Origin of the sequence: Bradyrhizobium embrapense (assembly GCF_001189235.2) — a bacterium.
Taxonomy (GTDB): Bacteria; Pseudomonadota; Alphaproteobacteria; order Rhizobiales; family Xanthobacteraceae; genus Bradyrhizobium; species Bradyrhizobium embrapense.
Map to the genome: position 1 here is coordinate 1 of NZ_LFIP02000017.1, position 24,990 is coordinate 24,990.

A 24,990-nucleotide genomic window follows, 5' to 3' on the forward strand; every position below is an offset into this window, starting at 1 on the left:
AATGGCGCGTGCCCGCTCCTTTAGGCTCGGCACAACGGCATCGCTTTTGCGCGGGCGGCCGATCGGCCGCAGCGCTGCCGCCCCGCCTGCCCGAAATAGATCGCGCCAGGCGTAGAGATCCTTGCGCAGCACCTTCAGCTCGTCTGAAAGCGCCCTTATCCGCTCGCCCGCCAGAATGCGGCGAACCGCCTCAAGCTTGAACTCTCGGCTGAAAACACGGGGTGATTTGTTGGGCATAGGTTCTCCGTTAGAGAACTGTCCCTAATTTCCCGTGTCTCACTTTTGGGGTGCACTCCACTTCCCTTCCCCGCTATTCAATCCATATCTCTCTCTAATCCGGGATCGATACCCGCCCGTTTTCGAGAACCTCAAAGCCCGGCGCGCGCACCACTTCCCAGGCGTGGCCGTCGGGATCGCCGAAATAACCGCAATAGCCGCCATAGCTGGTCGGCTGCGCGCGCTTGAGCAGTTTGGCGCCTTTCGACAGCGCGAACGCCATCACGCGATCGACCTCGGCATCGTCATTGCAGTTCCAGGCAATCGAGACGCCGTGGAATGCGGCCGGCCGCGGCTGATCGGACAGTCCGGCGTCGTCGGCGAGCAGATGCCACGGGAACAGCCCGAGCACGCTGCCGCCGGTGTCGAAGAAGGCGACCTCCTCGCCGGTCGCGCGCATCTTCCTGGTGAAGCCGAGCGATTCGTAGAAGGCGATGCTGGCGCGCATGTCGCTGACGCCGAGCGTGAGGACGGTGAAGCGGGCGGTCGGGGCGTTACTCATGGTCGCACTCGCTGTTTTGACTTCTTCTTCGTAGCCCGGATGCAGCGAAGCGCAATCCGGGGAAGCTCTGGCCGCAGACACGAGACCCCGGATTTCGCGGAACCTGTCATCGGGCGCGCGTTCGCGCGACCCGTTGGCTGCATCCGGGCTACGGGTCTCACCCAAACAAGCTGAGTTGCTCCCCGCTACGCTTCGGCTTGGCGAAGTGATCGGTGGTCAGCTTGGTGCGCCGCTTGTTGAGGCCGAGCTTCTCGCAGGCGATCTCGAAGCGGCGGCCGATCATCCAGGCCATCGGGCCGGTGCCCTTCATCCGTGTGCCCCATTGCGAGTCGTAATCGCGGCCGCCGCGCATGTCGCGGATCAGCGTGAAGACGTGGCGATAGCGATCCGGATAGTTCGCCATCAGCCATTCGCGGAACAGATCGCGGACTTCGAGCGGCAGCCGCAGCAGCACGTAGCTCGCCTCCTTGGCGCCGGCGTGGGCTGCGGCATCGAGGATGCGCTCGATCTCGGAATCGTTCAGCGCCGGGATCACGGGCGCGACCATCACCGTGGTCGGGATGCCGGCATTGGCGAGCCGCTTGATCGCATCGAGCCGCTTCGGCGGGGTTGAGGCGCGCGGCTCCATGGTGCGGGCGAGCTTCGGGTCGAGCGTCGTCACCGAGAGTGCGACCTTGGCAAGATTGCGCTTGGCCATCCGTGCCAGGATGTCGATGTCGCGGGTCACCAGTGCCGACTTCGTGACGATGCCGACCGGATGCCCGGCACGCTCCAGCACCTCGAGGATGCCGCGCATGATCTTCCGGTCGCGCTCGATCGGCTGGTAGGGATCGGTGTTGGTGCCGATCGCGATCATCCGGGCCTCGTAGTCGGGCGCCGCCAGCTCCTTCTCGAGCAGCGCGGGCGCGTCCGGCTTGGCGAACAGTTTCGATTCGAAGTCGAGCCCCGGGGACAAGCCGAGATAGGCATGGGTCGGCCGCGCGAAGCAATAGACGCAGCCATGCTCGCAACCGCGATAGGGATTGATCGAGCGGTCGAAGCCGATGTCGGGCGAGTCGTTGCGGGTGATCACCTTGCGCGAGGTGTCGAGCGCCACGCTGGTCGAAAACGGCGGCAGGTCCTCGAGGCTCTGCCAGCCGTCGTCGAAGGCAACCCGCGCCTCGGCCTCGTAGCGGCCGCTGGCGTTGGACTGCGCGCCGCGACCGCGCCGTCGCTCGCGCTCGATCGCAACCGCAAGCTCGGGAAAGGGAGGGGGTGCACCCGCCGGGTTATCGGAGGGCGCCGTTACCGGCGGGTGCTTGAGGGCATGAGAGGATGCTCGGCTCATGCTGTGAAGCTAACACAGCTTGAGAACAAATCAAGAACATGGGCCGAGAAAATCCACAAATTGATGGCGTGAAAATCTGCAGGCGAACAGGCTGCTTTGAATATGACAAGGTGATAACAAGGCCTGAGTTCTCCAGTTTGAGCCATCGAAGCCTCAAAGTTCATGTTGAGCGTGATCATTCCAACCGACGGAGTCGAGCGCACCGCGGTCGCGACGCTCGCAGCGCTGGTGCCGGGCGCGGCCGCCGGCGTCGTCCGTGAGGTGCTGCTGGTCGACCGCACCGATACCGACGTGATCGAGCGCGTCGCCGACGTCGCCGGCTGCCACTTCCTGCGCTTCAAGGGCACGCGCGCTGCGGCGCTTGCGGCGGGCGCACGGCAGGCGCGCTCACCCTGGCTGATGTTCCTGCATCCGGGCGCGGTGCTCGATGCGGGTTGGATCGAGGAGACCACGCAATTCATCCAGATGGTGGCGGCGAGCGGCAAGGACCGCGCCGGCATCTTCCGCTACGCGCGCGCCCCCTATACCGACCCCGGCCTCCGCGACGGCCTCAAATTCGTCGCCCGGATTATCGCCGGGCCCTCGGCCGAACAGGGCCTTCTGATCGCGCGCGAGCATTACGAGCGGATCGGCGGCTACCGGCCGGATGCCCGACGCTCCGAGGCGCGGCTGCTGCGCCGGCTCGGCCGCTCATCCCGCACCATGCTGCGCAGCCGGATCATGGTCGCGTAAAATCGCTTGCAGTTTATTTGATTCCGTCAAATAATATGTTTGATGAAATCAAATTCCCATGACACCGCGCTCGAGAGCCAGGTCGCCGCGGTCCGCGGCTTCAGCCGGTTCTACACCCGCAAGCTCGGCATCATCGAGCCGAAGCTCCTGCACTCGACATTCACGCTGCAGGAAGCGCGGATCATCTACGAGCTCGCGCACCGCGAGACCTGCACCGCGACCGATCTGGTGCGCGATCTCGACCTCGATGCCGGCTTCGTCAGCCGCACGCTGGCGGCGCTGCAACGCCGCAAGATCGTGACGCGCAAGCCGTCGAAGGCCGACAAGCGCGTCAACGAGGTGGCGCTCACCGCCAAGGGCCGCACCGCTGCCGCCGATCTCGACCGCCGCTCGCGCAGCGAGGTCGGGGCGCTCTTGAAGCAGATGGACGGCGACCGCCGCGCAGCGGTGGTGCGCGCGATGAGCACGATCGAGCAGTCGCTGGAGCCACCGGCCGAGAAGCCGGCGGCCTTCCTGCTGCGCAGCCACCGCGTCGGCGACATCGGCTGGGTGATCTCGCAACAGGGACGCGCTTACGCGGAGGAGTATGGCTGGGATATCAGCTACGAGGCGCTGGTGGCCGAGATCTGCGCGCAGTTTCTGCGATCGTTCGATCCGGCCTGTGAGCATTGCTGGATCGCGGAGGTTGACGGCGAACCGGTCGGCTCGGTCTTCCTGGTCAACGGCGGCAACGGGATCGCCAAGCTGCGGCTGCTGGCGGTCGAGGAGAAGGCCCGCGGGCTCGGCGTCGGCCGCGCTTTGGTCGACCAGTGCATCCGCTCGGCACGCGAGATGGGCTACAGGAAGATGACGCTGTGGACCCAAAGCATTTTGGTCGCCGCGCGCGGCATCTATGCGCGCGCGGGCTTTGAGCGGGTCAAGGAAGAGAAGCACCACAGTTTTGGCGTCGACCTGGTCGGGGAGACCTGGGAAATGGAGCTTTAGGACACCACATCCCCGTCATTCCGGGATGCGCCGTCAGGCGCGGGCCCGGAATCCATCGGGCCACAAAACCTGCGGCAAAATGGATTCCGGGCTCGCGCTTCGCGCGCCCCGGAGTGACGATGGAGACTACGCGCTCGCGCCCTTCGCCTTGGCGCGGCGCAGGTGCTCGTCGAGCCGCGGCATGATCTCGACGAAATTGCAGGGCCGCGTGCGGTAGTCGAGCTGCGCGGCCAGGATGCCGTCCCAGCCGTCGCGGCAGGCGCCGGGCGAACCGGGCAGGCAGAAGATGAACGTCGCCCCTACGACGCCGGCGGTGGCGCGGCTCTGGATCGTCGACGCGCCGATCTTGGCGTGACTCAACATGTGGAAGGCGATCGAGAAGCCGTCCATCCGCTTCTCGAACAGCGGCTCGACCGCCTCCGGCGTCACGTCGCGGCCGGTGAAACCGGTACCGCCGGTGGTGATGACGGCATCGACGCCCGCGTCCGCGATCCAGCGCCGGATGACCGCGCGGATCGCCTCGACGTCATCGGTGACGATCTCGCGCGCCGCGAGCTTGTGGCCGGCCGCGGTGAGACGGTCGGCCAACGTGGTGCCCGATTTGTCATCCGCCAACGTGCGGGTGTCGGAAATCGTCAGCACCGCGATGTTGAGCGGGATGAAAGTTTTGGATTCGTCGATCGAGGACATCTCACACCTCTTTCCAAACCCACAGACGTCATCCTGAGGTGCGAGCGCTCGCGAGCCTCGAAGGATGGGCCACGGGCGTTTTATCCTTCGAGGCTCGCCGAAGAGGCGAGCACCTCCCGAGTGAGCGCGTTCGCGCTCATCCGGGGATGACGCGACGTAGAGCTACGCACCGCCGCCGAACGTGTTGCAGGCCTGCACCGTGCCCTGCTGGTAGCCGGTCATGAACCATTGCTTGCGCTGCGCGGCGGAGCCGTGGGTGAAGGAATCAGGCACCACCCTGCCCGTCGCCTGCCGTTGCAGCGTGTCGTCGCCGATCGCGTTCGCGGTGGTCAGCGCGGCGTCGATGTCGCCGGCCTCGAGGAAGCCCGGCCGCTTCTTCTCCTCGCGGTTGACCCAGACGCCGGAGAGACAATCGGCCTGCAACTCGACCTTGACCTGCAGCGCGTTGGCCTCGGCCTTGCTGCCGGCCTGCTGCTGCAACCGGTTCACCCGCGGGATGATGCCGAGCAGATTCTGGATGTGATGGCCGGCCTCATGCGCGATGATATAGGCCGCGGTGAACTTGCAGGCGTTGCCCGAGCAGCCGCGGAAGCGCGTCTCGACCTCGCGGAAGAAACCTGTGTCGAGGAAGATGGTCTTGTCCGGCGGGCAGTAGAACGGTCCCATCGCCGACTGCGCCATGCCGCAGCGGCCGCCATTGGTGGCGTTGCGGAACAGCACGATCTTCGGACCGGTGTAGGACTGGCCTGAGGCCTGGAAGATCTCGCTCCAGCGATCGTCGATCTCGCCCAGGATGCCTGAGATCATACTCCCCATCTCGTCGGTCGGCGCGCCGCGCTTGACCTGGCCGCCCGACGCCTGCCGGTCGGTCTGATAGGTCGGCGCCTGGCCGCCGCCGGTGAGAATCTCGGCGCCGCCGATCAGGATGCGCGGATCGATGCCGAAGGCATAGCCGAGGAGGCCGAGCACGATGATGGTGCCGATGCCGAGCCCGCCACCGCCGCCCATCGGAATCCCGAAGCCACCACCGCCGCCGCCACCACTGTCGTCGCGACGATCTTCAATGTCGTCGCTGCGGCGGAAATCATCATAGCGCATGGCGGTTTCCCTTCATTCCGGTCGGCGCCCCAATGCGGGACACACCAACCTAAAATTTCCATTCTGTTAATCAATATCCTGCCCGGCAAAAATTGCCTAGTCCGTTGGGCGCGCATCCTGCGCGCCGCGAAGAGTGCAAGCGGCGGGCAATTTACCGGCCGAATCGTGCCGGTTTGATGATCCGCAAAATTTTTCGCCGAACGCGCTGATGTTGCAGCACAACGCCAACGACACCGCGCCACGTCACGCAAAAGATGCAGCAATCTTTTGCATGAACATTTCCAATTAAGTCGATTTTTACTTTGCCGGGTCAATGTGACGCCAGTCGGTTGTTTAGTCCCGCGTCGCCGACAGCGTCGCCTGAGTCAGAGTTCTTGAGTCATGGTAGTGTCGCGTCGCGGGGCGTCTGCAAGGGCGCCCCGCACTAAATTTGAGAGTGCCCCGTCGAGCCACATCGTCATTGGCGATTGCGTGGCCGAATTGTCGAAGCTTCAGGCCGGCTCGGTCGACCTGGTCTTCGCGGATCCTCCTTACAATCTGCAGCTCAAGGGCGATCTCAAGCGCCCCGACGAATCGCATGTCGATGCCGTCAACGACGACTGGGACAAGTTCTCGTCGTTCGCTGCCTATGACGATTTCACCCGCGCCTGGCTGCTGGCCTGCCGCCGCGTGATGAAGCCGTCGGCGACGTTGTGGGTGATCGGCTCCTATCACAATATCTTCCGCGTCGGCGCGATCATGCAGGACCTCGGCTTCTGGCTCCTGAATGACATCGTGTGGCGCAAGTCCAATCCGATGCCGAATTTCCGCGGCCGTCGCTTCACCAACGCGCACGAGACCATGATCTGGGCCGCGCGCGACGAGAAGGCCAAGGGCTACACCTTCAATTACGAAGCGCTGAAGGCGTCCAATGAGGACGTGCAGGCGCGCTCCGACTGGCTGATCCCGCTGTGCACCGGCGAGGAACGCCTCAAGGGCGAAGACGGCAAGAAGGTCCATCCGACGCAGAAGCCCGAGCAGCTGCTCGCCCGCGTGCTGCTGTCGTCGTCGAAACCCGGCGATCTCGTGATCGATCCGTTCAACGGCACCGGAACGACAGGCGCGGTCGCCAAACGGCTCGGTCGCAACTATATCGGCTTCGAGCGCGACCGGACCTATGCCGCCGCAGCGGAAGCGCGCATCGCCGCGATCGAGCCGCTGCCGGCCGAGACCTTGGCGCCGTTCATGACGGCGCGCGAGGCGCCGCGGGTGGCGTTCTCCGAGTTGATCGAGCGCGGCATGATCACGCCCGGCGCCAAGCTGGTAGATGCCAAGAAGCGCCATGGCGCCCTGGTGCGCGCCGACGGCGCCATCATGCTCGGCGACAAGGTCGGCTCGATCCACCGCATCGGCGCCGTCGCGCAAGGCTCCGGCGCCTGCAATGGCTGGACCTTCTGGCACGTCGAGACCAAGACCGGCCTCAGGCTGATCGACGAGCTACGCGCCGAGATCCGTTCCGAGATGGCGGTGGGCTGAGGCCGGCGGAATTCACCTTCCTCGTCATTCCGGGGCGCCCAAAGCGGCGAACCCGGAATCCATTCATCCACCTGTTCTGCGGTCCAATGGATTCCGGGCTCTCGCTGCGCGAGCCCCGGAATGACGAGAAAGATGACGCCGTCTTGAACCCGGGCCGCCTTGTTGCGCTGTCGGGGCGAGCCTACATTGGCCTCCGTCACTCGCCGTTTCGATTGGTCGCCCGATGCGAAGACAATCCGAGACCTTGCTGCTGGTGCCGCTGCTGCCGGTCTTCCTGCTCGGCATGTTTCCGATGCTGCTGATCGGCCTGCTCGGATTCTTCGGCCTGATCATTTTCGGCATCCTGCTGGTCTGCGTCGGCCTAACGCTCGCCCTCGAGGCACATGGCGAATTCAATGAAGAGGTCATCGTGCACGGCTATGCCCGCGGCTCCGAGCGCGCGACGCAGCTTTCCAACCTGCATGCGGCGACCCGCTCCGCCGCCGTGCTGGAGGTCGCGGGAGTTGCGCTGGTCGTCGCGGGTATCCTGGGCTTCTTCTGGGCCGGCTGACCGGCGCGGCACGCGACCCTGATTCACAAACTCGTCGCTTGCGCATTGCAGCGAATTTTGCGCATGAGGGGCCATGCGGCCTTGCCCCGCCGCGTCCCGATTTGCCGGTCACAGAACCAAGGGAGTCCCTTCATGATCAAATTCTATTTCAATGGCGCGCCGAACCCGAACAAGGTTGCACTGTTCCTGGAAGAATCCGGCCTGCCGTTCGAGGCGATTCCGGTCGACACCCGCAAGGGCGAGCAGTTCGCGCCGGATTTCCTCAAGGTCAACCCGAACGGCAAGGTGCCGGCGATCGACGATGATGGCGTGCTGGTGTTCGACAGCAATGCCATCCTGCTTTATCTCGCCGAGGAGCACGGCAAGTTCCTGCCCGCCAACACCCCGGCCAACCGTGCCGCGACGCTGTCCTGGCTGATGTTCATCGCAACCGGCCTCGGGCCCTATTCCGGCCAGGCCGTGCATTTCAAGCATTTCGCGCCGAAGGATCTCGACTACGCCAACAACCGCTACCAGTACGAGGCGCATCGCCACTACAAGATCCTCGACGATCACCTCGCGAAACAGCGCTACATGGTCGGCGACAGCTACACGATCGTCGACATGGCGTTCTGGGGCTGGGCGCGGATGGCGCCGTTCATCCTCGGCGAGGAAGGCTACGCCAAATATCCGAACGTGAAGCGGCTGGTCGACGAAATCTCGGCGCGCCCGGCGGCGGCGCGCGCGATCGCGCTGAAGGACAAGCACACCTTCAAGGCCGAGATGGACGATGCGGCGCGCGACATCATGTTCGGCCACCTCAAGAACAAGGTGGCGTAAGCCGCCCTTGAACGCCGCGCGGGGTGGGCGCCGACGCCCACCCCGCGCATTTTTCTCGTCGCATCTCACGGCGGCCAGTACGGACTGCCCTTCCCATCACGACGATCATAGTCGGCGCGGCAGACGCCGATGTCCTGCAGCTCGCGTTCGCTCATGGCAGCGAGTTTCCGCCATGCGCGCCGGTCCTCACCCCACCGCCGGATCGAAGCCAGCGCTGCCGCGGCTGCGACCGTCAGTGCTTCAACCCGCCGCGCCAACCGCGGCCGCCGGAAACGGACCGAGCGCCTTCTCGGTCAGCACCGAGTCGCAATATTCCCGCACCTCCTTGATCCGGCCGCCGGCGAAGCGGAACACCAGGCAATAGTCGTTGTCATAGCGCTGGCCTTCCTTGGTGAGGTTGTTGCCCTTGGCCTCGACCACGACGATGTCGCCGTCGGCGATGATGCGATGGGCAATGGTGCGGCCGCGCTCGACCAGTCGTGAGCGGACATGGCCATGCAGATCACTCATGATCGATTGCTTGCCAGTGAAGGTGCGCGACCAGGAATATTGCCCGGTCACGGTCCAGGTCGCGTCGTCGGCAAGCGTCGCCATGAACAGCGATTTCTCGCGCACCGCGGGATCGGGACTGCCCGCGATCACGAACATCTCCTGCACCAGTTTCTTGTTGTCGGTTGCGCTCATGCGCGTCTCCTTGCAGATGGGGTGGCTTTGATGTCACGCGTTTGCTCACGCGAACCGATAACCGCTTCGCGTCAAAACGCCTTGCCGCCCCATCCTGCGGCTCCGGTGCGCATTCTTCCAATCGATAGGTGGTATGATATATATTCACCTGATGAATTTGAATTCGCTTGACCTCAATCTGCTGGTCGCGCTCGAGGCCCTGCTGCGCGACGCCAATGTCAGCCGCGCCGCGATGCGGCTCAATCTGTCGCAGCCGGCGACGAGCCACGCCTTGCAGCGGCTGCGCGATTTGATCGGCGATCCGCTGCTGGTGCGCAACGGCGCGCGGATGGAACTGACGCCGCGGGCGCAGGCGCTGCGCTCGCCGCTGGCGCAGGCGCTCGATCAGGTGCGCACGCTGTTCGTCTCCGATGATTTCGACCCGGCGCGCAGCGAGCGGCATTTCCGCCTGATGATGCCCGATCTCGCGGTAGAGCTGCTGATGCCGCCGCTGATGGAGAAGGTGACGCGGCTCGCGCCCAACGTCACCATCGACGTGGTGCCGTGGCGCAGCTCCACGATCTTCACGCCCGACTTCGCCCGCACCATCGATCTCGTGATCTCGATCGGCAATTCCTTCAAGGGATTTCACCGCCAGCGGCTCTACACCGACATCGATGCGCTGGCGGTGCGGCGCGGCCATCCCGTCGGCAGCAAGCTCCGGAAACGCGAGGCGTTCCTCGCGGCACGGCACGTCGCCGTGATCATCCGCGGCCACAACGAGGATCTGATCGACACCTGGCTGCGCGCCAAGGGCATCCAGCGGCGAATCGCGCTGGTGGTGCCTGGCTATATCGAGGCGCTCCACGTCACCGCCCGCACCGACCTCGTCGCCTTCGTGCCGCGCCGGCTGATCTCCGCACTGGCAAAACAATTATCGCTGGTGACGGTGACGCCGCCGCTCGATCCGGGAATCGACGAGCAGCACATGTTCTATCCGACACGGGCCCAGATGGACCCCGGTTCGATCTGGCTGCGCCGGCTGATGCTGGAGACTGGGCGGGAGCTGGAGACGCGGAAGGTGTGACGGTACACTCCATCCGCACGTCGTCCCGGCCTGCGCCGGCACGACAGCGAGTTCTTGGCTTCCGCTTCGCTTTCCGCCTTACACCTTCTGCTCCGCGAGCACCTTCTGCACCGCAGGCCGCTGCTCCATCGCCGCGCGATGCGCCTTCACCTTCGGCAGGGTCGCGATGTCGACGCCGTCGCCGTCGAGCCAGAGCGTCAGGGTGTAGAGATAGGCGTCGCCCACGGTGTAGTTCTCGCCCATCACCCACGGACCCTTCAGCATGTCGCGCTCGATCAGGTTGAAGCAGGCGCCCATGGTCTTCGGGACCATCGCCTTCATGTCGGCGAACGACGTCTCCTGCGTCGCCCAGCGCGCGCCGCGCATCTTGTGGGCGTGGCAGACATGCACGGTCGAGCAGAGATAGGAATTGAAGGCCTGCAGCTTCGCGAATGCGAAGGCGTCGTCGAGCGGCGCAAGCTTCGCCTGCGGATAGGTCTGCGCGATGTAGGCCAGCATCGCCGGCGTCTCGGTCAGCACGCCGTGGTCCGTCACCAGCGACGGCACGCGGCCCTTCGGATTGATCTTGAGATATTCCGGGCTGTTCTGCTGGTTGATCTTGAAATCGAGCCGCTCGACCGAATAGGGCGCGCCTGCCTCGGCCAGTGCGATGTGGGACGCGAGGGCGCAGGTGCCGGGGGCGGTGTAGAGCTTGAGCATGTCGTTGTCCTCTGCGGGCCTTGTCGGTTCGTTGCGAACCCGGCCTGGCTTGTTATGAGATGCGGCGGACGTTAGCGGCAGCCCCCCTTGCCGTCCACCCTGCGCCGTGCCGCGGACCTTGCCCGCGGCGGGGCCGCCATGCGATGACCTTGGCCAACCGGGAGGCTTTTCATGACTGTGCTCATTGCAGGTGGCGGAATTGGCGGGCTGACGCTGGCGCTCAGCCTGCACCAGATCGGCGTGCCCTGCCGCGTGTTCGAAAGCGTGCCCGAGCTCAGGCCGCTCGGCGTCGGCATCAACGTGCTGCCGCATGCGGTGCGCGAACTGATCGAGCTCGGCCTGCACGACGTGCTCGACGCGACCGCCGTGCGCACCCGCGAGCTCGCCTATTTCTCCAAGCACGGCAAGCCGATCTGGAGCGAGCCGCGCGGACTGGAGGCCGGCTACAAGTGGCCGCAATTCTCGATCCATCGCGGCCGGCTGCAGCAGCTGCTGCTCGATGCCGCGACCGAACGGCTGGGACGTGACAACATCCTGACCAGCCATCACCTCACCGGCTGGACCGAGACTGCCGACGGCGTCCGCGCCGATTTCATCGACAAGGCGACCGGCAAGCCCGCCGGCAGTTATGAGGGGACCGTGCTGATCGCCGCCGACGGCATCCATTCGGCGGTGCGCGAGAAGCTTTATCCGCAGGAAGGACCGCCGATCTGGAACGGCCGTATCTTGTGGCGCGGCATCACCCGGGCGAACGCCTTCCTGACCGGCCGCACCATGATCATGGCCGGCCACGAGATCCTGAAATTCGTCTGCTATCCGATCTCGAAGGAAGCCGGCCCCGACGGCAAGTTCGACATCAACTGGGTCGCCGAGCGGCACATGCCGCCGACCTATCAGTGGCGCCGCGAGGACTATAACCGCACCGCAAAGCTCGACGAATTCCTGCCGTGGTTCGAGACCTGGGATTTCGACTGGCTCGACGTGCCCGGCCTGATCCGGAACTGCCCGCATGCCTACGAGTATCCGCTGGTCGATCGCGATCCGATCCCGCAATGGACCTTCGGCCGCGTCACGCTGATGGGCGACGCCGCGCATCCGATGTACCCGATCGGCTCCAACGGCGCCTCGCAGGCGATTTTGGATGCACGCACGCTGACGCGCGAGATTTTGGCGCATGGTGCAACGCAGGCGGCGCTCTCCGCCTATGAGGCCGAACGGCGGCCGGCGACGACCGATCTCGTGATGCTCAACCGCCGCAACGGTCCGGAGCAGGTGATGCAGCTGGTCGAGGAGCGCGCGCCCAACGGTTTTGGCGTCGTCACCGAGGTGCTGTCGCAGCAGGAGCTGGAAGACATCGCCGCCAACTACAAGCGCGTCGCCGGCTTCCAGGTCGAGGGGCTGAACGCCAAGCCGCCGATCGTGCCGCGGGTGGGAGCCTCTTGAACGGAGCGCGAACTCCATCTCCGTCATGCTGAGGAGCCGCGAAGCGGCGTCTCGAAGCATGCACGGCCCGGCCGGTGGCCGTCGCCCCTTCGAGACCGCGCGCGTGCGCGCTCCTCCAGCGACAAAGGCAAAGCCTTTGCGCGGGGGTGACGGACCAAATTGCAGTGTGCGCGGCATCATCGCAATGCCCGCGCCGCTTCGACCAGACGGATGCTGCTGCTCGCCGTGGCGAGCAATGTACCGTCGGCGGCGGTCAGCCGGCCCTCGACGAAGGCGATGGTCTTGCCAAGCTGGGTTACGGTCGCCTCGCCGGTGATCGGCCCGGGCCTGGCGGGCGCGAGAAAATTCACGGTCATCGTGATGGTGGTGGTGAAGAGCCTGCCCTCGGTCATGATGAACGCCGCCGGCCCCATCGTGTCGTCGAGCATCGAAGACAGCATGCCGCCCTGGATGAAGCCGGCCGGATTGCAGAAATCTTGCTTGCCGTCGAACACGATCCTGATCCAGCCGTCCTGCGGACGTGCATCCGCCACGCGCCAACCCAGCAGCTTTGCGACGGGCGGCATCGGGATGCGGTCGAGAGCGGTTGCGATCATCGCGGCCTCCGTTTTGGAAGTCGTAGCCGGGACCTGCCGCCAGCATGGTGTCAGCAGATCAGAGCATGATCCGGAAAAGTGGGAACCGGTTTTCCGAAGAGATCATGCTCAAAAAAATGAGCCGGCGTCAGAAGTCCAGTCCGTGCGCGACGACCTTGCGCATCACGTTGGGAAACGCCTCGCCGTCCAGCGTCGCCACCGGCACCCAGCGCATCCCCTCCGGCGCGCGGGTCCGCGGCGGCACGCTGGCCGTATAGACAACGAGCTCCAGCGGAAAGTGCGTGAACACATGGGCGACGACGCCGGTCTTGCGATGCCAGCGCGCGACGCCCTTGAGCTGCGGCGCCTGCGCCAGCGCGGCGGCATCCGCCTGCCCGGCCAGCCACTCCGATCCCGGCACTTCGGTCATGCCGCCGAGCAGGCCTCTTTCAGGACGCGAACGCACCAGCAGCTCGCTGCCCCGTGTCACGACGAAAGCGGCGCCGCGGCGGAGCGCGCCGGTCTTCTTCGGCGCCTTGCGCGGAAATGTCTCCTGATCGGCGCGAATGCGGGCCGCGCAATCGTCATTCAGCGGACACAATGCGCAAGCCGGCTTCTTCGGCGTGCAGATCGTGGCGCCGAGGTCCATCAGCGCCTGAGCACTATCGCCGGCGCGAGCGTTCTCGTCGCCGGCACGGGACGGGCCGAGCAATGTCGCAGCCATCTGCTTGATCAGCGGCTTGGCTTGCGGCAGCGGCTCCTCGATGGCGTAGAGCCGGCTGACCACGCGCTCGATATTGCCGTCGACCGGCATGGTACGGCGGTCGAACGCGATCGCGGCGATCGCCGCCGCGGTGTAGGGGCCGATGCCGGGCAGCGCGCGCAGGCCCCCCTCGGTGTCCGGAAAGGCCCCGCCATGGTCGCTCAGCACCGCAACCGCGCAGGCATGCAGGTTGCGCGCCCGCGAATAATAGCCGAGCCCGGCCCACATCCGGAGCACGTCATCGAGCGAGGCCCGGCCGAGCGCGGTCACATCGGGCCAACGCGCCACGAATTTCTCGAAATACGGCCCGACCGCCCTGACCGTGGTCTGCTGCAGCATGATCTCGGACAACCAGACGCGGTACGGATCGGCCCGCTCCCCCGCCTCGGCACGCCACGGCAGCCGCCGGCGATGCCGGTCATACCAGGCGAGCAGCCGCGCCGGGCGGCTGGCTTGCTGGTCGGTCCGATTGGTTTTGGCGGCCGCGCGAGAGCTCATGGACATATCTTAAGGCACATCCCGCGACGGTATGCCCGGGCTTGACCCGGGCATCCACGCCTTTCTTGTCCTGGGATGGAAGCGCGACCACATTGATGAACACGGTTTCGGCCCCATCGCTACCGCTGCTATAGTCCCGCCCATGTCCAAACCCGGCCCGATCAGCGCAAAGCCCCTGTCGATCCTGCTCAGCGATGTCTTCACCCACGCCTATGCCAAGCAGGGCTTTGCCGCGCGCGAACTGGTGACGCGGTGGACCGAGATCGCGGGCGAGCGGATCGCGGCCTATTGCGAGCCGATGAAGATCCAGTGGCCCCGGCCGGTAGAGGGGCAGCCGCAGGAGCCGGCGACGCTGGTGCTGCGGGTCGAGGGGCCGATGGCGCTGGAGATCCAGCACTCCTCCGACGTCATCCTGGAGCGGGTGAACCGATTCTTCGGCTGGCACGCGGTCGGCCGCCTGACGATCCGGCAAGCGCCGCTGTCGCGCCGCAGCCGCCCGGCCCGGCCGCGCCCGCCGGACGCCAAAGCGCTGGCCCGGGAGGCGGCCAATCTTGCGGCCGTCGAAGATGACGATCTGCGCGCGGCGCTGGCCCGCCTGGGTGCCTCGATCAAGCGAAATTGACGCTTTTCGCAGGCACGGCCGCAAGACCCCGGCATTGCCACAATGGTCGTTTCAAGCTAGCGAAGGCTTCTTTTCGGGACCCCCTTCATTCTGGCGTGAACGCGCCAATCCGGGAGCTGACCTTGATCATCACGCGCCGCGCTTTCACCACCGCTCTCTCGCTGACCGGGCTTGCCGCCCTCGCCGGGCTGTCGCCGCTGCGCCTGATCACGGACGCGTTCGCGCAGACCGCCGCCGAGGTCGCCAAGCCGCAGTCGCTGCCGGACATGGGGCTGGGTCCGCAGGACGCCAAGGTGACGATCATCGAATACGCCTCGATGACCTGCCCGCATTGCGCCAATTTCAACGAGACCGTGTTCCCGAAGATCAAGTCGACCTACATCGACAGCGGCAAGGTCCGTTACGTGTTCCGCGAATTCCCGCTCGACATCAAGGCCGCCGCCGGCTCGATGCTGGCGCGCTGCATCGCCAAGGACGACGCACCGAAATTCTTCGCCGTGATCGACCTGCTGTTCCGCCAGCAGAACGACTGGGTGGTCAAGAACACCACCGAGACGCTGACGCGGATCGGCAAGCAGGCCGGCCTCAGCCAGCAGCAGGTCGAGGACTGCCTGAAGGATCAGACGCTGCTCGACAAGATCGCCGCAGACCAGAAATACGCCAACGACGTGCTGAAGGTGAACTCGACGCCGACCTTCTTCGTCAACGGCGAGATGCTGAAGGGCGAGACCTCGTTCGAGGAGTTCAGCAAGCACATCGATCCGCTGCTGAAGAGCTGATCGCACGCGGGTGAACTCGACGCCGTCGTACCCGCGTTCGAGTCGCGGCACGATAATTGTGGATGATTTGCGATCACGGTGTGCCGCCTTCGCATAATTTGGTTGTTGAAAACCCGATTCGCGCGATGCGAATCTTCAAGGCCATGCAGAGGTCGCAAAACCCCTGCAAATCCCTTGCAAATCCCTTGGGAAAAGCTTGGTCAAGCGGTTGCCCTGACGCACGCGCATCGCCATTGTCGCCGCTCATGAGAGCTGCACGCAGCTATTCACCCCAGACACCGACATTGCCATCCATGGTATTGTCACGGCAGGGAGATTCGCGCCCGGCCAAGCGAGATTTGTGTACATGAAGCTCACGCGCCTCCGCCTGCACGGTTTCAAGTCGTTCGTTGAACCCACCGATTTCATGATCGAGCCGGGCCTGACCGGCGTCGTTGGACCGAACGGCTGCGGCAAATCCAATTTGGTCGAAGCGCTGCGCTGGGCGATGGGCGAGACCTCGCACAAGTCGCTGCGCGCCGCCGACATGGATGCGGTGATCTTCGCCGGTTCCGGCAACCGTCCGGCGCGCAACCACGCCGAAGTCGTGATGACGATCGACAATTCCGATCGCTCGGCGCCGGCCGCAATGAATGACAGCCAGATCCTCGAAATCTCCCGCCGCATCGAGCGCGAGGCCGGCTCGGTCTACCGTATCAACGGCCGCGACGTGCGCGCCCGCGACGTGCAGATCCTGTTCGCCGATGCCGCCACCGGCGCGCGTTCGCCGGCGCTGGTTCACCAGGGCAAGATCGGCGAGATCATCCAGGCCAAGCCGGAGCAGCGCCGCCGCGTGCTGGAAGACGCCGCCGGCGTCGCCGGCCTGCACGCACGCCGCCACGAGGCGGAACTGCGGCTGAAGGCCGCCGAAACCAACCTCACCCGCGTCGAGGACGTGATCGGCCAGCTCACTGGCCAGATGGAAGGCCTGAAGAAGCAGGCGCGCCAGGCGATCCGCTACCGCGAGGTCGCGGCCAAGGTGCGCAAGTCCGAAGCCATGCTGTTCCATCTGCGCTGGATCGGGGCCAACGCCGACGTCAACGACGCCGCGCAGACCCATGATCTCGCCGTGCGCGAGATGGCCGAGCGCACCCAGCATCAGGCGGAAGCCGCGCGTATCCAGGCGATCCGCGCCACCGAACTGCCGGCGCTGCGCGATGCCGAGGCGCGCGCCGCCGCAGGCCTGCAGCGCCTGACCAACGCCCGCGAGATGCTCGACCGTGAGGAGCAGCGCGCCAAGGAGCGGGTCGGCGAACTCGATCGCCGCCTGACCCAGTTTGCCCAGGACATCGCGCGCGAGCAGCAGCAGACCTCGGATGCAGACATCGCGCTGCAGCGGCTCGACACCGAAGACGCCGAGCTGAAGGAAGAGATCAAGTCGCGCGTCGAGAAGCGCTCCGGCGTTGACGAGCGTGTCTCCGAGGCCGAGGAGATCCTGGCCGCGACCGAGCGCCAGTTCTCGGAGCTGACCACGCAGCTCGCCGATCTGACCGCCAAGCGCAACCAGCTCGAGGCCGGCGTGCGCACCCATCGCGACCGGCTGGCGCGGCTCGATCAGGAAATCGCCAACGTCCAGGCCGAGGAAACCAAGCTCGCGCAGGAGACCGGCAATCTCGGCGACATCGACGCGCTCGCCGCTGCCATGGAGATGGCACAGCAGACGCTCGCCGAATCCGAGGCGGCCGTGCAGGAGAGCGAAGCCCATCACGCCGCCGCACGGCAGACACTGGAGTCCTCCCGCAATCCGCTCGCCGAGGCCGAGAAGCGCGTGCAGCGGCTGGAGACCGAAGCCCGCACCATCTCCAAGCTTGTCACCAGCGAGACCAAGAATCTGTGGCCGCCGATCATCGACGGCATCACGGTCGCCAAGGGCTATGAAAAGGCGATCGGCGCCGTGCTCGGCGACGACCTCGATGCACCGGTGGATTCCTCCGCGCCGATGCGCTGGACCAATGTCGGTGAACTTTCGGGCGATCCGTCGCTGCCTGACGGCGTCGAGCGGCTGGCCGATCACGTCCAGGCGCCGCCGGAACTGGCGCGCCGCCTGGCCCAGATCGGCGTGGTGGCCAAGGAACGCGGCGCTGAGCTGGTGTCGCAGCTGAAGACCGGCCAGCGGCTGGTGTCGCTCGAAGGCGACGTCTGGCGCTGGGACGGTTTTGTCGCCGACGCCCATGCCCCGACCGGCGCAGCGCGCCGCCTCGCCGAGCGCGCCCGCCTGGTCGATATCGAGCATGAGCTGGAGCAGGCCCGCATCGATGCCGCCGCCAAGCGCCAGGCGCTGGAGACGGCTGAGGAAGAGCTGCGCTCGGCGTCCGCCGCCGAGAGCGCCTCGCGCGAAGCCGTGCGCGCCGCCCGTCGCGAGGCCGACGCCGCACGTGAACGCCATGCCGCGACCGAGCGCGAAATCAATCGCCACGCCGCGCGCAAATCGGCGCTGGCCGAGGCGCACAGCCGCGTCGCCGCCGACCGCGCCGAGGCCGAGGCCGCGCATGAAAGCGCCGTTGCCGCGCTGTCCGAGCTGCCGCCTGGTGTCGAGACCGAGGCCCAGCTCGCCGCGGTTCGCGCCGAGATCGACAACCAGCGCCGTGCCGCGGCGCAAGTCCGCGCCGAGGCGCAGGCGCTGGCCCGCGAGGCCGAACTCGCCGACCGCCGCGTCCAGGCGATCGTCGCCGAGCGCAATGAGTGGCAGAACCGCAAGACCAGCGCCGCTTCGCAGGTCGAGACCGTCGAGGCCCGCATCGCCGAAGTGTCGGCCGAGCGCGAGGAACTGGCCAATGCGCCGGAGGTGTTCGCCGAGAAGCGCAGTGCGCTGATCTCGGAGATCGAGCACGCCGAGGGGGATCGCCGCATCGCCGCCGACGCGCTCGCGACCGCGGAAGCCGCGATGGCGGAAACCGACCGCGTCGCCAAGGCGACCCTCGAAGCCCTCTCCTATTCCCGTGAGGCAACCGCGCGCGCCGAGGAGCGCATGGAAGGCACCCGTCGCCGCCTCGCCGACATCGAGCGCGAGATCCACGACATGCTCGAGGTCGAGCCGAGCGCGGTCGTGGGCCTCGCCGAGATCGAGCCCGGCCAGGAGCTGCCGCCAGTCACACAGGTCGAGGAAGAGCTCGAGAAGCTGCGCCGCGACCGCGAGCGGCTCGGCGCCGTCAACCTGCGCGCCGAGGAAGAACTCAAGGAAGTCGAGACCCAGCACACTGCGCTGACCACCGAACGCGACGACCTGGTCGAGGCGATCAAGCGGCTGCGACAGGGCATCCAGAGCCTCAACCGCGAAGCGCGCGAGCGCCTCTTGACCTCGTTCGAGACCGTCAACAACCATTTCAAGCGGCTGTTCACCGAGCTGTTCGGCGGCGGCGAAGCCGCGCTGCATCTGATCGAGAGCGACGATCCGCTCGAGGCAGGCCTCGAGATCATCGCCAAGCCGCCCGGCAAGAAGCCGCAAACACTGTCGCTGCTGTCAGGCGGTGAGCAGGCGCTGACCGCCCTCTCCCTGATCTTCGCGGTGTTCCTCACCAACCCGTCGCCGATCTGCGTGCTGGACGAAGTCGACGCGCCGCTCGACGACCACAACGTCGAACGGTTCTGCACCCTTCTGCACGAAATGACAGGCTCGACCGACACGCGCTTCATCATCATCACGCACAACCCGATCACGATGGCGCGGATGAACCGGCTGTTCGGCGTCACCATGGCCGAGCGCGGCGTGTCGCAGCTGGTGTCGGTCGACCTGCAGGGCGCGGTCGACATCCTCGACCAGAACGTGGCGTAAGGGGCTGACGCTCGCGCACCCGCTTCCGCTCCGTCATTGCGAGCGCAGCGAAGCAATCCATGTCTCGGCAAGCGGCGCGATGGATTGCTTCGCTTCGCTCGCAATGACATGCGATAGTGCGTCGCATGACCTCTCCCGATCTTCCCGCCGAACTGCGCGCGGCGCTCAACAGCCACCTCGAAGGCCTATCGCGCAGCGACGCCGCCGGCCGCGCGGCGGTGATCTCGCGGACTTATCGCGAAGGCGGCAACTCCGCGACGATCAGGACCGAGACCGATGCGCTGGCCTACGCGCTGGCGCGGATGCCGGCGACCTATGCGGCCGTGATGGCGAGCCTGAATGCGCTGACGGAGATCAGGCCGGACTTCGCGCCGGCGAGCCTGCTCGATGTCGGCGCCGGTCCGGGAACCGCGACCTGGGCCGCCGCTGAGACGTTCACCTCTCTGCAAGGCTTCACCCTGCTCGACGCCAACGCCGCGTTGCGAACGCTCGCCGAAGGGCTGTTTCACGGCAGCATCCGCCTGCACGACACTAGTTATCAACTCGGCCAGGCCCACGCCCTGATCGACAAGGCCAACCCCGCCGACCTCGTCGTCGCCAGCTACATGATCGGCGAACTTGGTGACGCCGAACGCGCGGCACTGACCGATGCCATGTGGTCCAAAGCGCGCGACACGCTGCTGGTCGTCGAACCCGGCACGCCGGCGGGCTATGCGCGGATCATCGCGCTCCGCGCACGCTTGATCGCCGCCGGCGCGCATGTAGTTGCCCCTTGCCCGCATGACGGCGCCTGCCCGCTGGTCGCGCCGGACTGGTGTCATTTCTCGCAGCGCCTGCAACGCTCGCGCGCACACAAGCAGGTCAAGGGCGCCGACGCCCCGTTCGAGGACGAGCGCTTCGCCTATGTCGCGCTGAGCCGCGCGCGCGTTGAGAACCGGCCACCGCGCGTGCTGGCGCAGCCGGATGTCGGCAAGGTCGAGGTTGCGGCCAAGCTCTGCACGGTCGATGGCGTCGTTGTCACAAAAGTGCCCCGGCGCGCCAAGGCCGAATACGCCCGCGCCCGCAAATGGCGCTGGGGCGATGCGGTAATTGGTCGTCCCGGCGAAGGCCGAGACCCATAACCACCGAAATGCGTCGTTGAAGCGAGCTGGGGCCCAACGAATTCTCACTGCACATAGCGGCGGCAATGGGTCCCCTTCGCCGGGACGACGAATATGTTGAACCGGTCTCGGCCGATCTACGACCAACCCATGCCCACCTCTTCGCGGCGGGCTGCCCTGCGCCCCGATCTTGGGCTACGGTGCCGCCGTCTCGTCCATCAGGAGCTGCCCTGTCATGTCGACCAGCTGGATCGTTATCGGCGTCATCGTCCTTCTCGTGCTGTTTGCGTTCAGCGCCTACAACCGCCTCGTCGCGCTCGGCCAGCGGGTCAGCCAGGCGTTTGCCGACATCGATGTGCAGCTCAAGCAGCGCCACGACCTGATCCCGAACCTGGTCGAGACCGTGAAGGGCTATGCCGCGCATGAGCGCGGCACGCTCGACGACGTCATCAAGGCACGCAACTCGGCGATCTCGGCACAGGGACCGGCCCAGGTCTCGGCGGCTGAGAACCAGCTCTCCGGTGCACTCGGCCGGCTGATCGCGCTGTCGGAGGCCTACCCGGACCTCAAGGCCAACGCCAATTTCCAGCAGCTCGCATCGGAGCTTTCCGATCTCGAGAACAAGATCGCCGCCAGCCGCCGCTTCTTCAACAACGCGGTCCAGGAATACAACACCGGCATCCAGCAGATGCCGGCCGCGCTGTTCGCCGGCATGTTCGGCTTCACCCGCAAGGATTTCTTCGACCTCGGCGCCAGCCGCACGGAGGTCGAGGCGGCACCGAGCGTGAAGTTCTAAAGGCGCAACGCGCGCCGGCGGGAGGCTGCTCCGTCATGGCCGCCTATGGTCTCTACACGCATATCGCATCGAACAAGTTTCGTTCGATGCTGCTGCTCGCCGGCCTGTTCCTGCTGATCTACGTGCTGGTCTATGCCGGCGCGCTGGTCGCGGAGGTGATGACCGATGGCGGCCGCACGGCCGACTACTATCTGACCCATGCCGCGCGCGATCTGGCCTCGGCCTTCCCATGGGCGACGATCGCTGCACTGGCCTGGATCGTGATCGCCTATTTCTTCCACCAGAAGATGATCGACGCCGTCACCGGCGGCGAAAGCGTGACGCGCCAGCAGCAACCGCGGCTCTACAATCTCCTGGAAAACCTCTGCATCTCGCGCGGCATCCCGATGCCGAAGCTGAAGGTGATGGACAGCCCGGCGCTGAACGCGTTCGCGACCGGACTGAACCCGCGGCAGTACGCCATCACGGTCACCACCGGACTTCTGAGAGCGCTGAACGACCAGGAGATCGAGGCTGTGCTCGGCCACGAGCTCACCCATATCAAGAACGGCGACGTGCAACTGATGGTGGTCGCGGTGATCATCGCCGGCGTGGTCGGCTTCTTCGGCGAATTGTTCTTTCGCCTGTTCACAAATCTGTCGTGGAGCGGCGGCAGCGGAGGTGGCTGGTCGTCCTCGTCATCCTCCCGGTCGTCATCCTCCTCGGACCGCGACAGCAAGGGCTCGGGCGGCGGCGCGATCATCGTCATCATCATCGCGGTCGCATTGATCATGCTGGCCTGGCTGCTGTCACAGGTGGTCAAGCTCGCGCTGTCGCGGTCGCGCGAATTCCTCGCCGATGCCGGCTCGGTCGAGCTGACCAAGAATCCCGATGCGATGATCTCGGCGCTGCGCAAGATCGAGAACCGCGGCGAGTTGCCGGGCGCCACCTCGGCGGTGATGGAACTCTGCGTCGACAATCCGCGCGAGGGCTTTGCCGACCTGTTCGCGACCCATCCGTCGGTGAAGTCCCGGGTCGATGCCCTGGTGAAATATGCCGGCGGCCACGACCCCGGACCGCTGGCGCTGCCGGATGACACGGAGCCGCAGGACCAGCCGCCCACGGCAGGCGACCAGCCCCCGCCGGTGACCCATGGCCCGTGGGGTGACACGCCGCCGGCACAACCGAACAATCCGCCGCCGCTGCCCGGCACTGCCCCCAGGCAGGGACCGTTTGGTCCGCTCCAGGGACCGCTCCAAGGCCCACTTCAAGGTCCTTGGGGCCCGCACCGCTGATCGTGCCCTAGGTCACTCAGTCCATTAAGGAAATCCCCACCAAAGCCAATGTGGGCGCGTTAAGGAATTGAATTCTCCCTCGTTTCTGCCATGTTCGCGCCCAAAGCAGTGTGGGGACTTGCCGATCGCCATCGCGGTCGGGAGCGCGCTTTCAAGGGATTTCCATGGCAAAGCCGGTTGTGATCGTGGTGGGCGCCGACAAGGGCGGGGTCGGCAAGACCACCGTCTCGCGGACGCTCCTGGACTATTTCAGTGCCAACAACGTGCAGACCCGGGCGTTCGACACCGAATCGCCGCGCGGCACGCTGAAGCGCTTCCATCCCGAGATCACCGAGATCGTCGACATGACGACGACCGCGGACCAGATGAAGATCTTCGATACGCTGAACTCGGGCCCGGCGGTCACCGTGATCGACGTCCGCGCCGGGCTGCTGTCGCCGGCGCTGGCCTCGCTGCGCGACATCGGCTTCCTCGACGCCGCGCGCTCCGGCCAGATCACCTTCGCCGTGTTCCACATCCTCGGCCCGTCGATCGCCTCGCTGGACGAGATCGCCGAGACCGCCAACTTTATGGGCGGCGCGAAATATTTCCTGGTCAAGAACTTCATCAACGACACCCAGTTCTTCCAGTGGGACCAGGCGACCTATAATTCCTACTTCCACCGCATCAAGGATGCCGTCGACCTGACCATCCCGAAGCTCAACGAAATGGCCTATGAGCAGGTCGAGGTCTCCTCGGTTCCGTTCCTGAAATTCGTCGCCAACAAGGGCATCAACGACGACGCAGCGAATTACTCCTTCGTGCTGCGCGGCTATGTCCGGCACTGGCTCGCCAATGTCTGGAGCGAGTACGACCGGATCAAGCTCACCGACCTGGTCGGCGCCAAGGCGGCCAAGGGCGAAAAATAGTCGCGCGCGAAGGCAGTGAAAAGCTCGCCCCCGGCAGCGAAAAAAGTCGCGCCCGAGGCGGCGATGGGGCTGGATTGGGCGAAAATTTGGCCTGATATAGCGGGCGATGTCGTCCACGCCCGTTTACATCATCTGCTCGCCCCGCCCGCAGGTCGGCAAGACGCTGATCGCGCGGCTGCTCGGCGAATTCCTGCTGCTCAAGAACGGCGACGTGGTCTGCTACGACATCAACCTGAAGGAGCCGTCGCTGCTCGACTATCTGCCGCGGATCACGGAAACCGCCGACGTGATCGACACCTACGGCAAGATGCAGCTGATGGACCGTGTCATCGTCAATGACGGCATCGCCAAGGTGATCGACCTCGGCTACCACGCCTTCGATGAATTCTTCAAAATGTGCGACCAGATCGGGCTGATGAAGGAGGCGCTGCGCCGCCGCGTCTCGCCTGTCATCCTGTATGTCGCCGATACCGACCGCGCCTCGGTGCACGGCTACCAGACGCTGGCCGGCATGATCCCGCCGAACGCGCTCATCGTCATCGACAACGAGTTCGTGGTGCGCGGCGAACTGCCGCCGGTCATGACCGCCAGCCGGGTGCTGCGCTTCCGCGCGCTGCCGGTGTTCCTGAAGACCTATATCGACCGGCTGAGCTTCTCCTTCACCGGCTATCTGCGGCAGGAGAAGGATTCATCGACCGAGCTGCATCAGTGGATCCGGCGGAATTACACCACCTTCCGCGATCTCGAGCTCAGCATGCTGCTGCAGCGGGGATAGCTCTGCTCCCTCGCCCGCTCTTGCGGGGAGCGGGTCGGGGTGAAGAGCCGGCTCCGCAGCCTCAATCAGCATTGGAGCGCCCGGAGACTCCCCCTCTCCCGGATCGCATTCCATGCGATCCGGCCTCTCCCCGTAAGCTGGGCGAGGCAAGAGAAGTTCAGTGCCCTTCGAATGCCATCAGCGTGCGCACCGGCACGTCCATCGCGCGCAGCTTGGCCGCGCCACCAAGATCGGGCAGGTCGACGATGAAGCAGGCGGCGACCACGTTGGCGCCGATCTGGCGCAGCAGCTTCACCGCGCCCTCCGCGGTGCCGCCGGTGGCGATCAGATCGTCGACCAGGATCACGCGCTCGCCGGGCTGCACGGCGTCGGCGTGCATCTCCATCTCGTCGATGCCATATTCCAGCGAATAGGCGATCCGCACCGTGGTGTGCGGCAGCTTGCCCTTCTTGCGGATCGGCACGAAGCCGGCCGAGAGCTGATGCGCCACCGCGCCGCCGAGGATGAAGCCGCGGGCCTCGATGCCGGCGACCTTGTCGACCTTCGCCCCCGCCCAGGGGTGCACCAGCTCATCGACCGCACGGCGGAAGGCTCTCGCATCCGCGAGCAAGGTCGTGATGTCGCGAAACAGGATGCCCTTCTTCGGATAGTCCGGGATGGTACGAACGGTCGCCTTGATGTCGTGGTCGAAGGTCATTTGATCT

The 24,990-nt window shown here is 65.7% G+C and carries 26 protein-coding genes; 15 read left to right on the forward strand and 11 right to left on the reverse strand.

What is annotated here, in order from left to right; all coding sequences use genetic code 11:
- The 3 genes from AKN83_RS36310 to AKN83_RS36320 form a co-directional block, all read right to left on the reverse strand.
- Positions 1-237 (reverse strand): helix-turn-helix domain-containing protein (locus AKN83_RS36310; RefSeq protein ID WP_157113748.1); only part of this gene is annotated, 237 nt, incomplete at its 3' end.
- Positions 238-331: 94 nt separating this feature from the next.
- Positions 332-778 (reverse strand): VOC family protein, encoded by a 447-nt coding sequence (locus tag AKN83_RS36315; RefSeq protein WP_050403947.1) that lies wholly within the window; start codon positions 776-778, stop codon positions 332-334.
- A gap of 157 nt (positions 779-935) precedes the next feature.
- Entirely contained in the window at positions 936-2,105 is a 1,170-nt protein-coding gene (locus AKN83_RS36320) for a PA0069 family radical SAM protein (protein ID WP_050403948.1), read from the reverse strand.
- A 162-nt stretch (positions 2,106-2,267) separates the two neighbouring features.
- Here AKN83_RS36320 and AKN83_RS36325 point away from each other — a divergent pair, with 162 nt between their 5' ends.
- Complete coding sequence (locus AKN83_RS36325; protein ID WP_050403949.1) at positions 2,268-2,837, forward strand: glycosyltransferase; 570 nt, start codon at positions 2,268-2,270, stop codon at positions 2,835-2,837.
- Positions 2,838-2,879: 42 nt separating this feature from the next.
- Positions 2,880-3,821 carry a bifunctional helix-turn-helix transcriptional regulator/GNAT family N-acetyltransferase gene (locus AKN83_RS36330; RefSeq protein ID WP_050403950.1) on the forward strand — a complete coding sequence of 314 codons (942 nt, stop codon included), beginning with the start codon at positions 2,880-2,882 and terminating at the stop codon, positions 3,819-3,821.
- A 126-nt stretch (positions 3,822-3,947) separates the two neighbouring features.
- On the opposite strand, the gene moaB is transcribed toward AKN83_RS36330, so the two are convergent.
- Together moaB and ypfJ are read right to left on the reverse strand one after the other, a co-directional pair.
- Positions 3,948-4,511 (reverse strand): molybdenum cofactor biosynthesis protein B, encoded by a 564-nt coding sequence (gene moaB / locus AKN83_RS36335; protein WP_050403951.1) that lies wholly within the window; start codon positions 4,509-4,511, stop codon positions 3,948-3,950.
- 162 nt (positions 4,512-4,673) lie between these two features.
- Positions 4,674-5,609, reverse strand: a complete 936-nt coding sequence (gene ypfJ / locus AKN83_RS36340) for a KPN_02809 family neutral zinc metallopeptidase (protein ID WP_050403952.1) — start codon at positions 5,607-5,609, stop codon at positions 4,674-4,676.
- Positions 5,610-5,990: 381 nt separating this feature from the next.
- On the opposite strand from ypfJ, the gene AKN83_RS36345 reads away from it, so the two are divergent.
- The 3 genes from AKN83_RS36345 to AKN83_RS36355 all read left to right on the forward strand — a co-directional run bounded on the left by AKN83_RS36345 (position 5,991) and on the right by AKN83_RS36355 (position 8,493).
- The gene (locus tag AKN83_RS36345) at positions 5,991-7,124 is read left to right on the forward strand and encodes a site-specific DNA-methyltransferase (RefSeq protein WP_050403953.1); all 1,134 of its coding nucleotides are present in this window, start codon (positions 5,991-5,993) and stop codon (positions 7,122-7,124) included.
- Between the two features lie 223 nt (positions 7,125-7,347).
- A complete protein-coding gene (locus AKN83_RS36350) occupies positions 7,348-7,674 on the forward strand; it encodes a hypothetical protein (RefSeq protein WP_050403954.1) in 327 nt (108 codons plus the stop codon).
- A 132-nt stretch (positions 7,675-7,806) separates the two neighbouring features.
- Positions 7,807-8,493 carry a glutathione S-transferase family protein gene (locus tag AKN83_RS36355; RefSeq protein ID WP_050403955.1) on the forward strand — a complete coding sequence of 229 codons (687 nt, stop codon included), beginning with the start codon at positions 7,807-7,809 and terminating at the stop codon, positions 8,491-8,493.
- Positions 8,494-8,558: 65 nt separating this feature from the next.
- Here AKN83_RS36355 and AKN83_RS42190 read toward each other — a convergent pair whose 3' ends face one another.
- On the reverse strand, positions 8,559-8,750 hold the full coding sequence (locus AKN83_RS42190) for a DUF1127 domain-containing protein (protein WP_083992401.1): 192 nt from the start codon (positions 8,748-8,750) through the stop codon (positions 8,559-8,561).
- Positions 8,734-9,177 (reverse strand): nuclear transport factor 2 family protein, encoded by a 444-nt coding sequence (locus tag AKN83_RS36360; RefSeq protein ID WP_050403956.1) that lies wholly within the window; start codon positions 9,175-9,177, stop codon positions 8,734-8,736. Before AKN83_RS36360 ends, AKN83_RS42190 begins: the two co-directional genes overlap by 17 nt.
- Positions 9,178-9,328: 151 nt before the next feature.
- On the opposite strand from AKN83_RS36360, the gene AKN83_RS36365 reads away from it, so the two are divergent.
- Entirely contained in the window at positions 9,329-10,243 is a 915-nt protein-coding gene (locus AKN83_RS36365; protein ID WP_050403997.1) for a LysR family transcriptional regulator, read from the forward strand.
- 78 nt (positions 10,244-10,321) lie between these two features.
- Here the strand turns inward: AKN83_RS36365 and AKN83_RS36370 are convergent, their stop codons facing one another.
- A complete protein-coding gene (locus AKN83_RS36370; protein ID WP_050403957.1) occupies positions 10,322-10,942 on the reverse strand; it encodes a glutathione S-transferase family protein in 621 nt (206 codons plus the stop codon).
- Between the two features lie 171 nt (positions 10,943-11,113).
- Between AKN83_RS36370 and AKN83_RS36375 the strand changes: the two genes are divergently transcribed.
- Positions 11,114-12,385 carry a flavin-dependent oxidoreductase gene (locus AKN83_RS36375; RefSeq protein WP_050403958.1) on the forward strand — a complete coding sequence of 424 codons (1,272 nt, stop codon included), beginning with the start codon at positions 11,114-11,116 and terminating at the stop codon, positions 12,383-12,385.
- A 176-nt stretch (positions 12,386-12,561) separates the two neighbouring features.
- On the opposite strand, the gene AKN83_RS36380 is transcribed toward AKN83_RS36375, so the two are convergent.
- Positions 12,562-13,035, reverse strand: a complete 474-nt coding sequence (locus AKN83_RS36380) for a PaaI family thioesterase (RefSeq protein WP_347336852.1) — start codon at positions 13,033-13,035, stop codon at positions 12,562-12,564.
- Between the two features lie 73 nt (positions 13,036-13,108).
- Positions 13,109-14,221 carry an A/G-specific adenine glycosylase gene (mutY, locus tag AKN83_RS36385; protein ID WP_157113749.1) on the reverse strand — a complete coding sequence of 371 codons (1,113 nt, stop codon included), beginning with the start codon at positions 14,219-14,221 and terminating at the stop codon, positions 13,109-13,111.
- Between the two features lie 142 nt (positions 14,222-14,363).
- On the opposite strand from mutY, the gene AKN83_RS36390 reads away from it, so the two are divergent.
- From AKN83_RS36390 to AKN83_RS36425, 8 genes are all read left to right on the forward strand, one after another.
- A complete protein-coding gene (locus tag AKN83_RS36390) occupies positions 14,364-14,843 on the forward strand; it encodes a DUF721 domain-containing protein (RefSeq protein ID WP_063695701.1) in 480 nt (159 codons plus the stop codon).
- Positions 14,844-14,965: 122 nt separating this feature from the next.
- Positions 14,966-15,622 carry a DsbA family protein gene (locus AKN83_RS36395; protein WP_050403998.1) on the forward strand — a complete coding sequence of 219 codons (657 nt, stop codon included), beginning with the start codon at positions 14,966-14,968 and terminating at the stop codon, positions 15,620-15,622.
- Between the two features lie 346 nt (positions 15,623-15,968).
- Positions 15,969-19,433 (forward strand): chromosome segregation protein SMC, encoded by a 3,465-nt coding sequence (gene smc, locus AKN83_RS36400; protein ID WP_050403961.1) that lies wholly within the window; start codon positions 15,969-15,971, stop codon positions 19,431-19,433.
- Between the two features lie 125 nt (positions 19,434-19,558).
- Positions 19,559-20,554 (forward strand): small ribosomal subunit Rsm22 family protein, encoded by a 996-nt coding sequence (locus AKN83_RS36405; RefSeq protein WP_050403962.1) that lies wholly within the window; start codon positions 19,559-19,561, stop codon positions 20,552-20,554.
- A 214-nt stretch (positions 20,555-20,768) separates the two neighbouring features.
- Complete coding sequence (locus AKN83_RS36410; RefSeq protein WP_050403963.1) at positions 20,769-21,329, forward strand: LemA family protein; 561 nt, start codon at positions 20,769-20,771, stop codon at positions 21,327-21,329.
- A gap of 35 nt (positions 21,330-21,364) precedes the next feature.
- Complete coding sequence (locus AKN83_RS36415) at positions 21,365-22,603, forward strand: M48 family metallopeptidase (RefSeq protein WP_050403964.1); 1,239 nt, start codon at positions 21,365-21,367, stop codon at positions 22,601-22,603.
- Between the two features lie 164 nt (positions 22,604-22,767).
- Entirely contained in the window at positions 22,768-23,511 is a 744-nt protein-coding gene (locus AKN83_RS36420; RefSeq protein WP_050403965.1) for a P-loop NTPase family protein, read from the forward strand.
- Between the two features lie 106 nt (positions 23,512-23,617).
- Entirely contained in the window at positions 23,618-24,286 is a 669-nt protein-coding gene (locus AKN83_RS36425) for a P-loop NTPase family protein (protein ID WP_050403966.1), read from the forward strand.
- 157 nt (positions 24,287-24,443) lie between these two features.
- Here AKN83_RS36425 and AKN83_RS36430 read toward each other — a convergent pair whose 3' ends face one another.
- On the reverse strand, positions 24,444-24,983 hold the full coding sequence (locus tag AKN83_RS36430) for an adenine phosphoribosyltransferase (RefSeq protein WP_018273383.1): 540 nt from the start codon (positions 24,981-24,983) through the stop codon (positions 24,444-24,446).
- Positions 24,984-24,990 lie beyond the last annotated feature (7 nt).

Bases quoted from the DNA above. Each gene is read 5' to 3' on its own strand.
- AKN83_RS36360 (WP_050403956.1), bottom strand. From the start codon at position 9,177: ATGAGCGCAACCGACAACAAGAAACTGGTGCAGGAGATGTTCGTGATC.
- smc (WP_050403961.1), top strand. From the start codon at position 15,969: ATGAAGCTCACGCGCCTCCGCCTGCACGGTTTCAAGTCGTTCGTTGAA.
- AKN83_RS36430 (WP_018273383.1), bottom strand. From the start codon at position 24,983: ATGACCTTCGACCACGACATCAAGGCGACCGTTCGTACCATCCCGGAC.
- AKN83_RS36325 (WP_050403949.1), top strand. From the start codon at position 2,268: ATGTTGAGCGTGATCATTCCAACCGACGGAGTCGAGCGCACCGCGGTC.
- ypfJ (WP_050403952.1), bottom strand. From the start codon at position 5,609: ATGCGCTATGATGATTTCCGCCGCAGCGACGACATTGAAGATCGTCGC.
- AKN83_RS36320 (WP_050403948.1), bottom strand. From the start codon at position 2,105: ATGAGCCGAGCATCCTCTCATGCCCTCAAGCACCCGCCGGTAACGGCG.
- AKN83_RS36420 (WP_050403965.1), top strand. From the start codon at position 22,768: ATGGCAAAGCCGGTTGTGATCGTGGTGGGCGCCGACAAGGGCGGGGTC.
- AKN83_RS36425 (WP_050403966.1), top strand. From the start codon at position 23,618: ATGTCGTCCACGCCCGTTTACATCATCTGCTCGCCCCGCCCGCAGGTC.
- AKN83_RS36365 (WP_050403997.1), top strand. From the start codon at position 9,329: ATGAATTTGAATTCGCTTGACCTCAATCTGCTGGTCGCGCTCGAGGCC.
- AKN83_RS36330 (WP_050403950.1), top strand. From the start codon at position 2,880: ATGAAATCAAATTCCCATGACACCGCGCTCGAGAGCCAGGTCGCCGCG.
- AKN83_RS36405 (WP_050403962.1), top strand. From the start codon at position 19,559: ATGACCTCTCCCGATCTTCCCGCCGAACTGCGCGCGGCGCTCAACAGC.
- AKN83_RS36390 (WP_063695701.1), top strand. From the start codon at position 14,364: ATGTCCAAACCCGGCCCGATCAGCGCAAAGCCCCTGTCGATCCTGCTC.
- mutY (WP_157113749.1), bottom strand. From the start codon at position 14,221: ATGAGCTCTCGCGCGGCCGCCAAAACCAATCGGACCGACCAGCAAGCC.
- AKN83_RS36315 (WP_050403947.1), bottom strand. From the start codon at position 778: ATGAGTAACGCCCCGACCGCCCGCTTCACCGTCCTCACGCTCGGCGTC.
- AKN83_RS36355 (WP_050403955.1), top strand. From the start codon at position 7,807: ATGATCAAATTCTATTTCAATGGCGCGCCGAACCCGAACAAGGTTGCA.
- AKN83_RS36370 (WP_050403957.1), bottom strand. From the start codon at position 10,942: ATGCTCAAGCTCTACACCGCCCCCGGCACCTGCGCCCTCGCGTCCCAC.
- moaB (WP_050403951.1), bottom strand. From the start codon at position 4,511: ATGTCCTCGATCGACGAATCCAAAACTTTCATCCCGCTCAACATCGCG.
- AKN83_RS36345 (WP_050403953.1), top strand. From the start codon at position 5,991: ATGGTAGTGTCGCGTCGCGGGGCGTCTGCAAGGGCGCCCCGCACTAAA.
- AKN83_RS36410 (WP_050403963.1), top strand. From the start codon at position 20,769: ATGTCGACCAGCTGGATCGTTATCGGCGTCATCGTCCTTCTCGTGCTG.
- AKN83_RS36415 (WP_050403964.1), top strand. From the start codon at position 21,365: ATGGCCGCCTATGGTCTCTACACGCATATCGCATCGAACAAGTTTCGT.
- AKN83_RS36350 (WP_050403954.1), top strand. From the start codon at position 7,348: ATGCGAAGACAATCCGAGACCTTGCTGCTGGTGCCGCTGCTGCCGGTC.
- AKN83_RS36375 (WP_050403958.1), top strand. From the start codon at position 11,114: ATGACTGTGCTCATTGCAGGTGGCGGAATTGGCGGGCTGACGCTGGCG.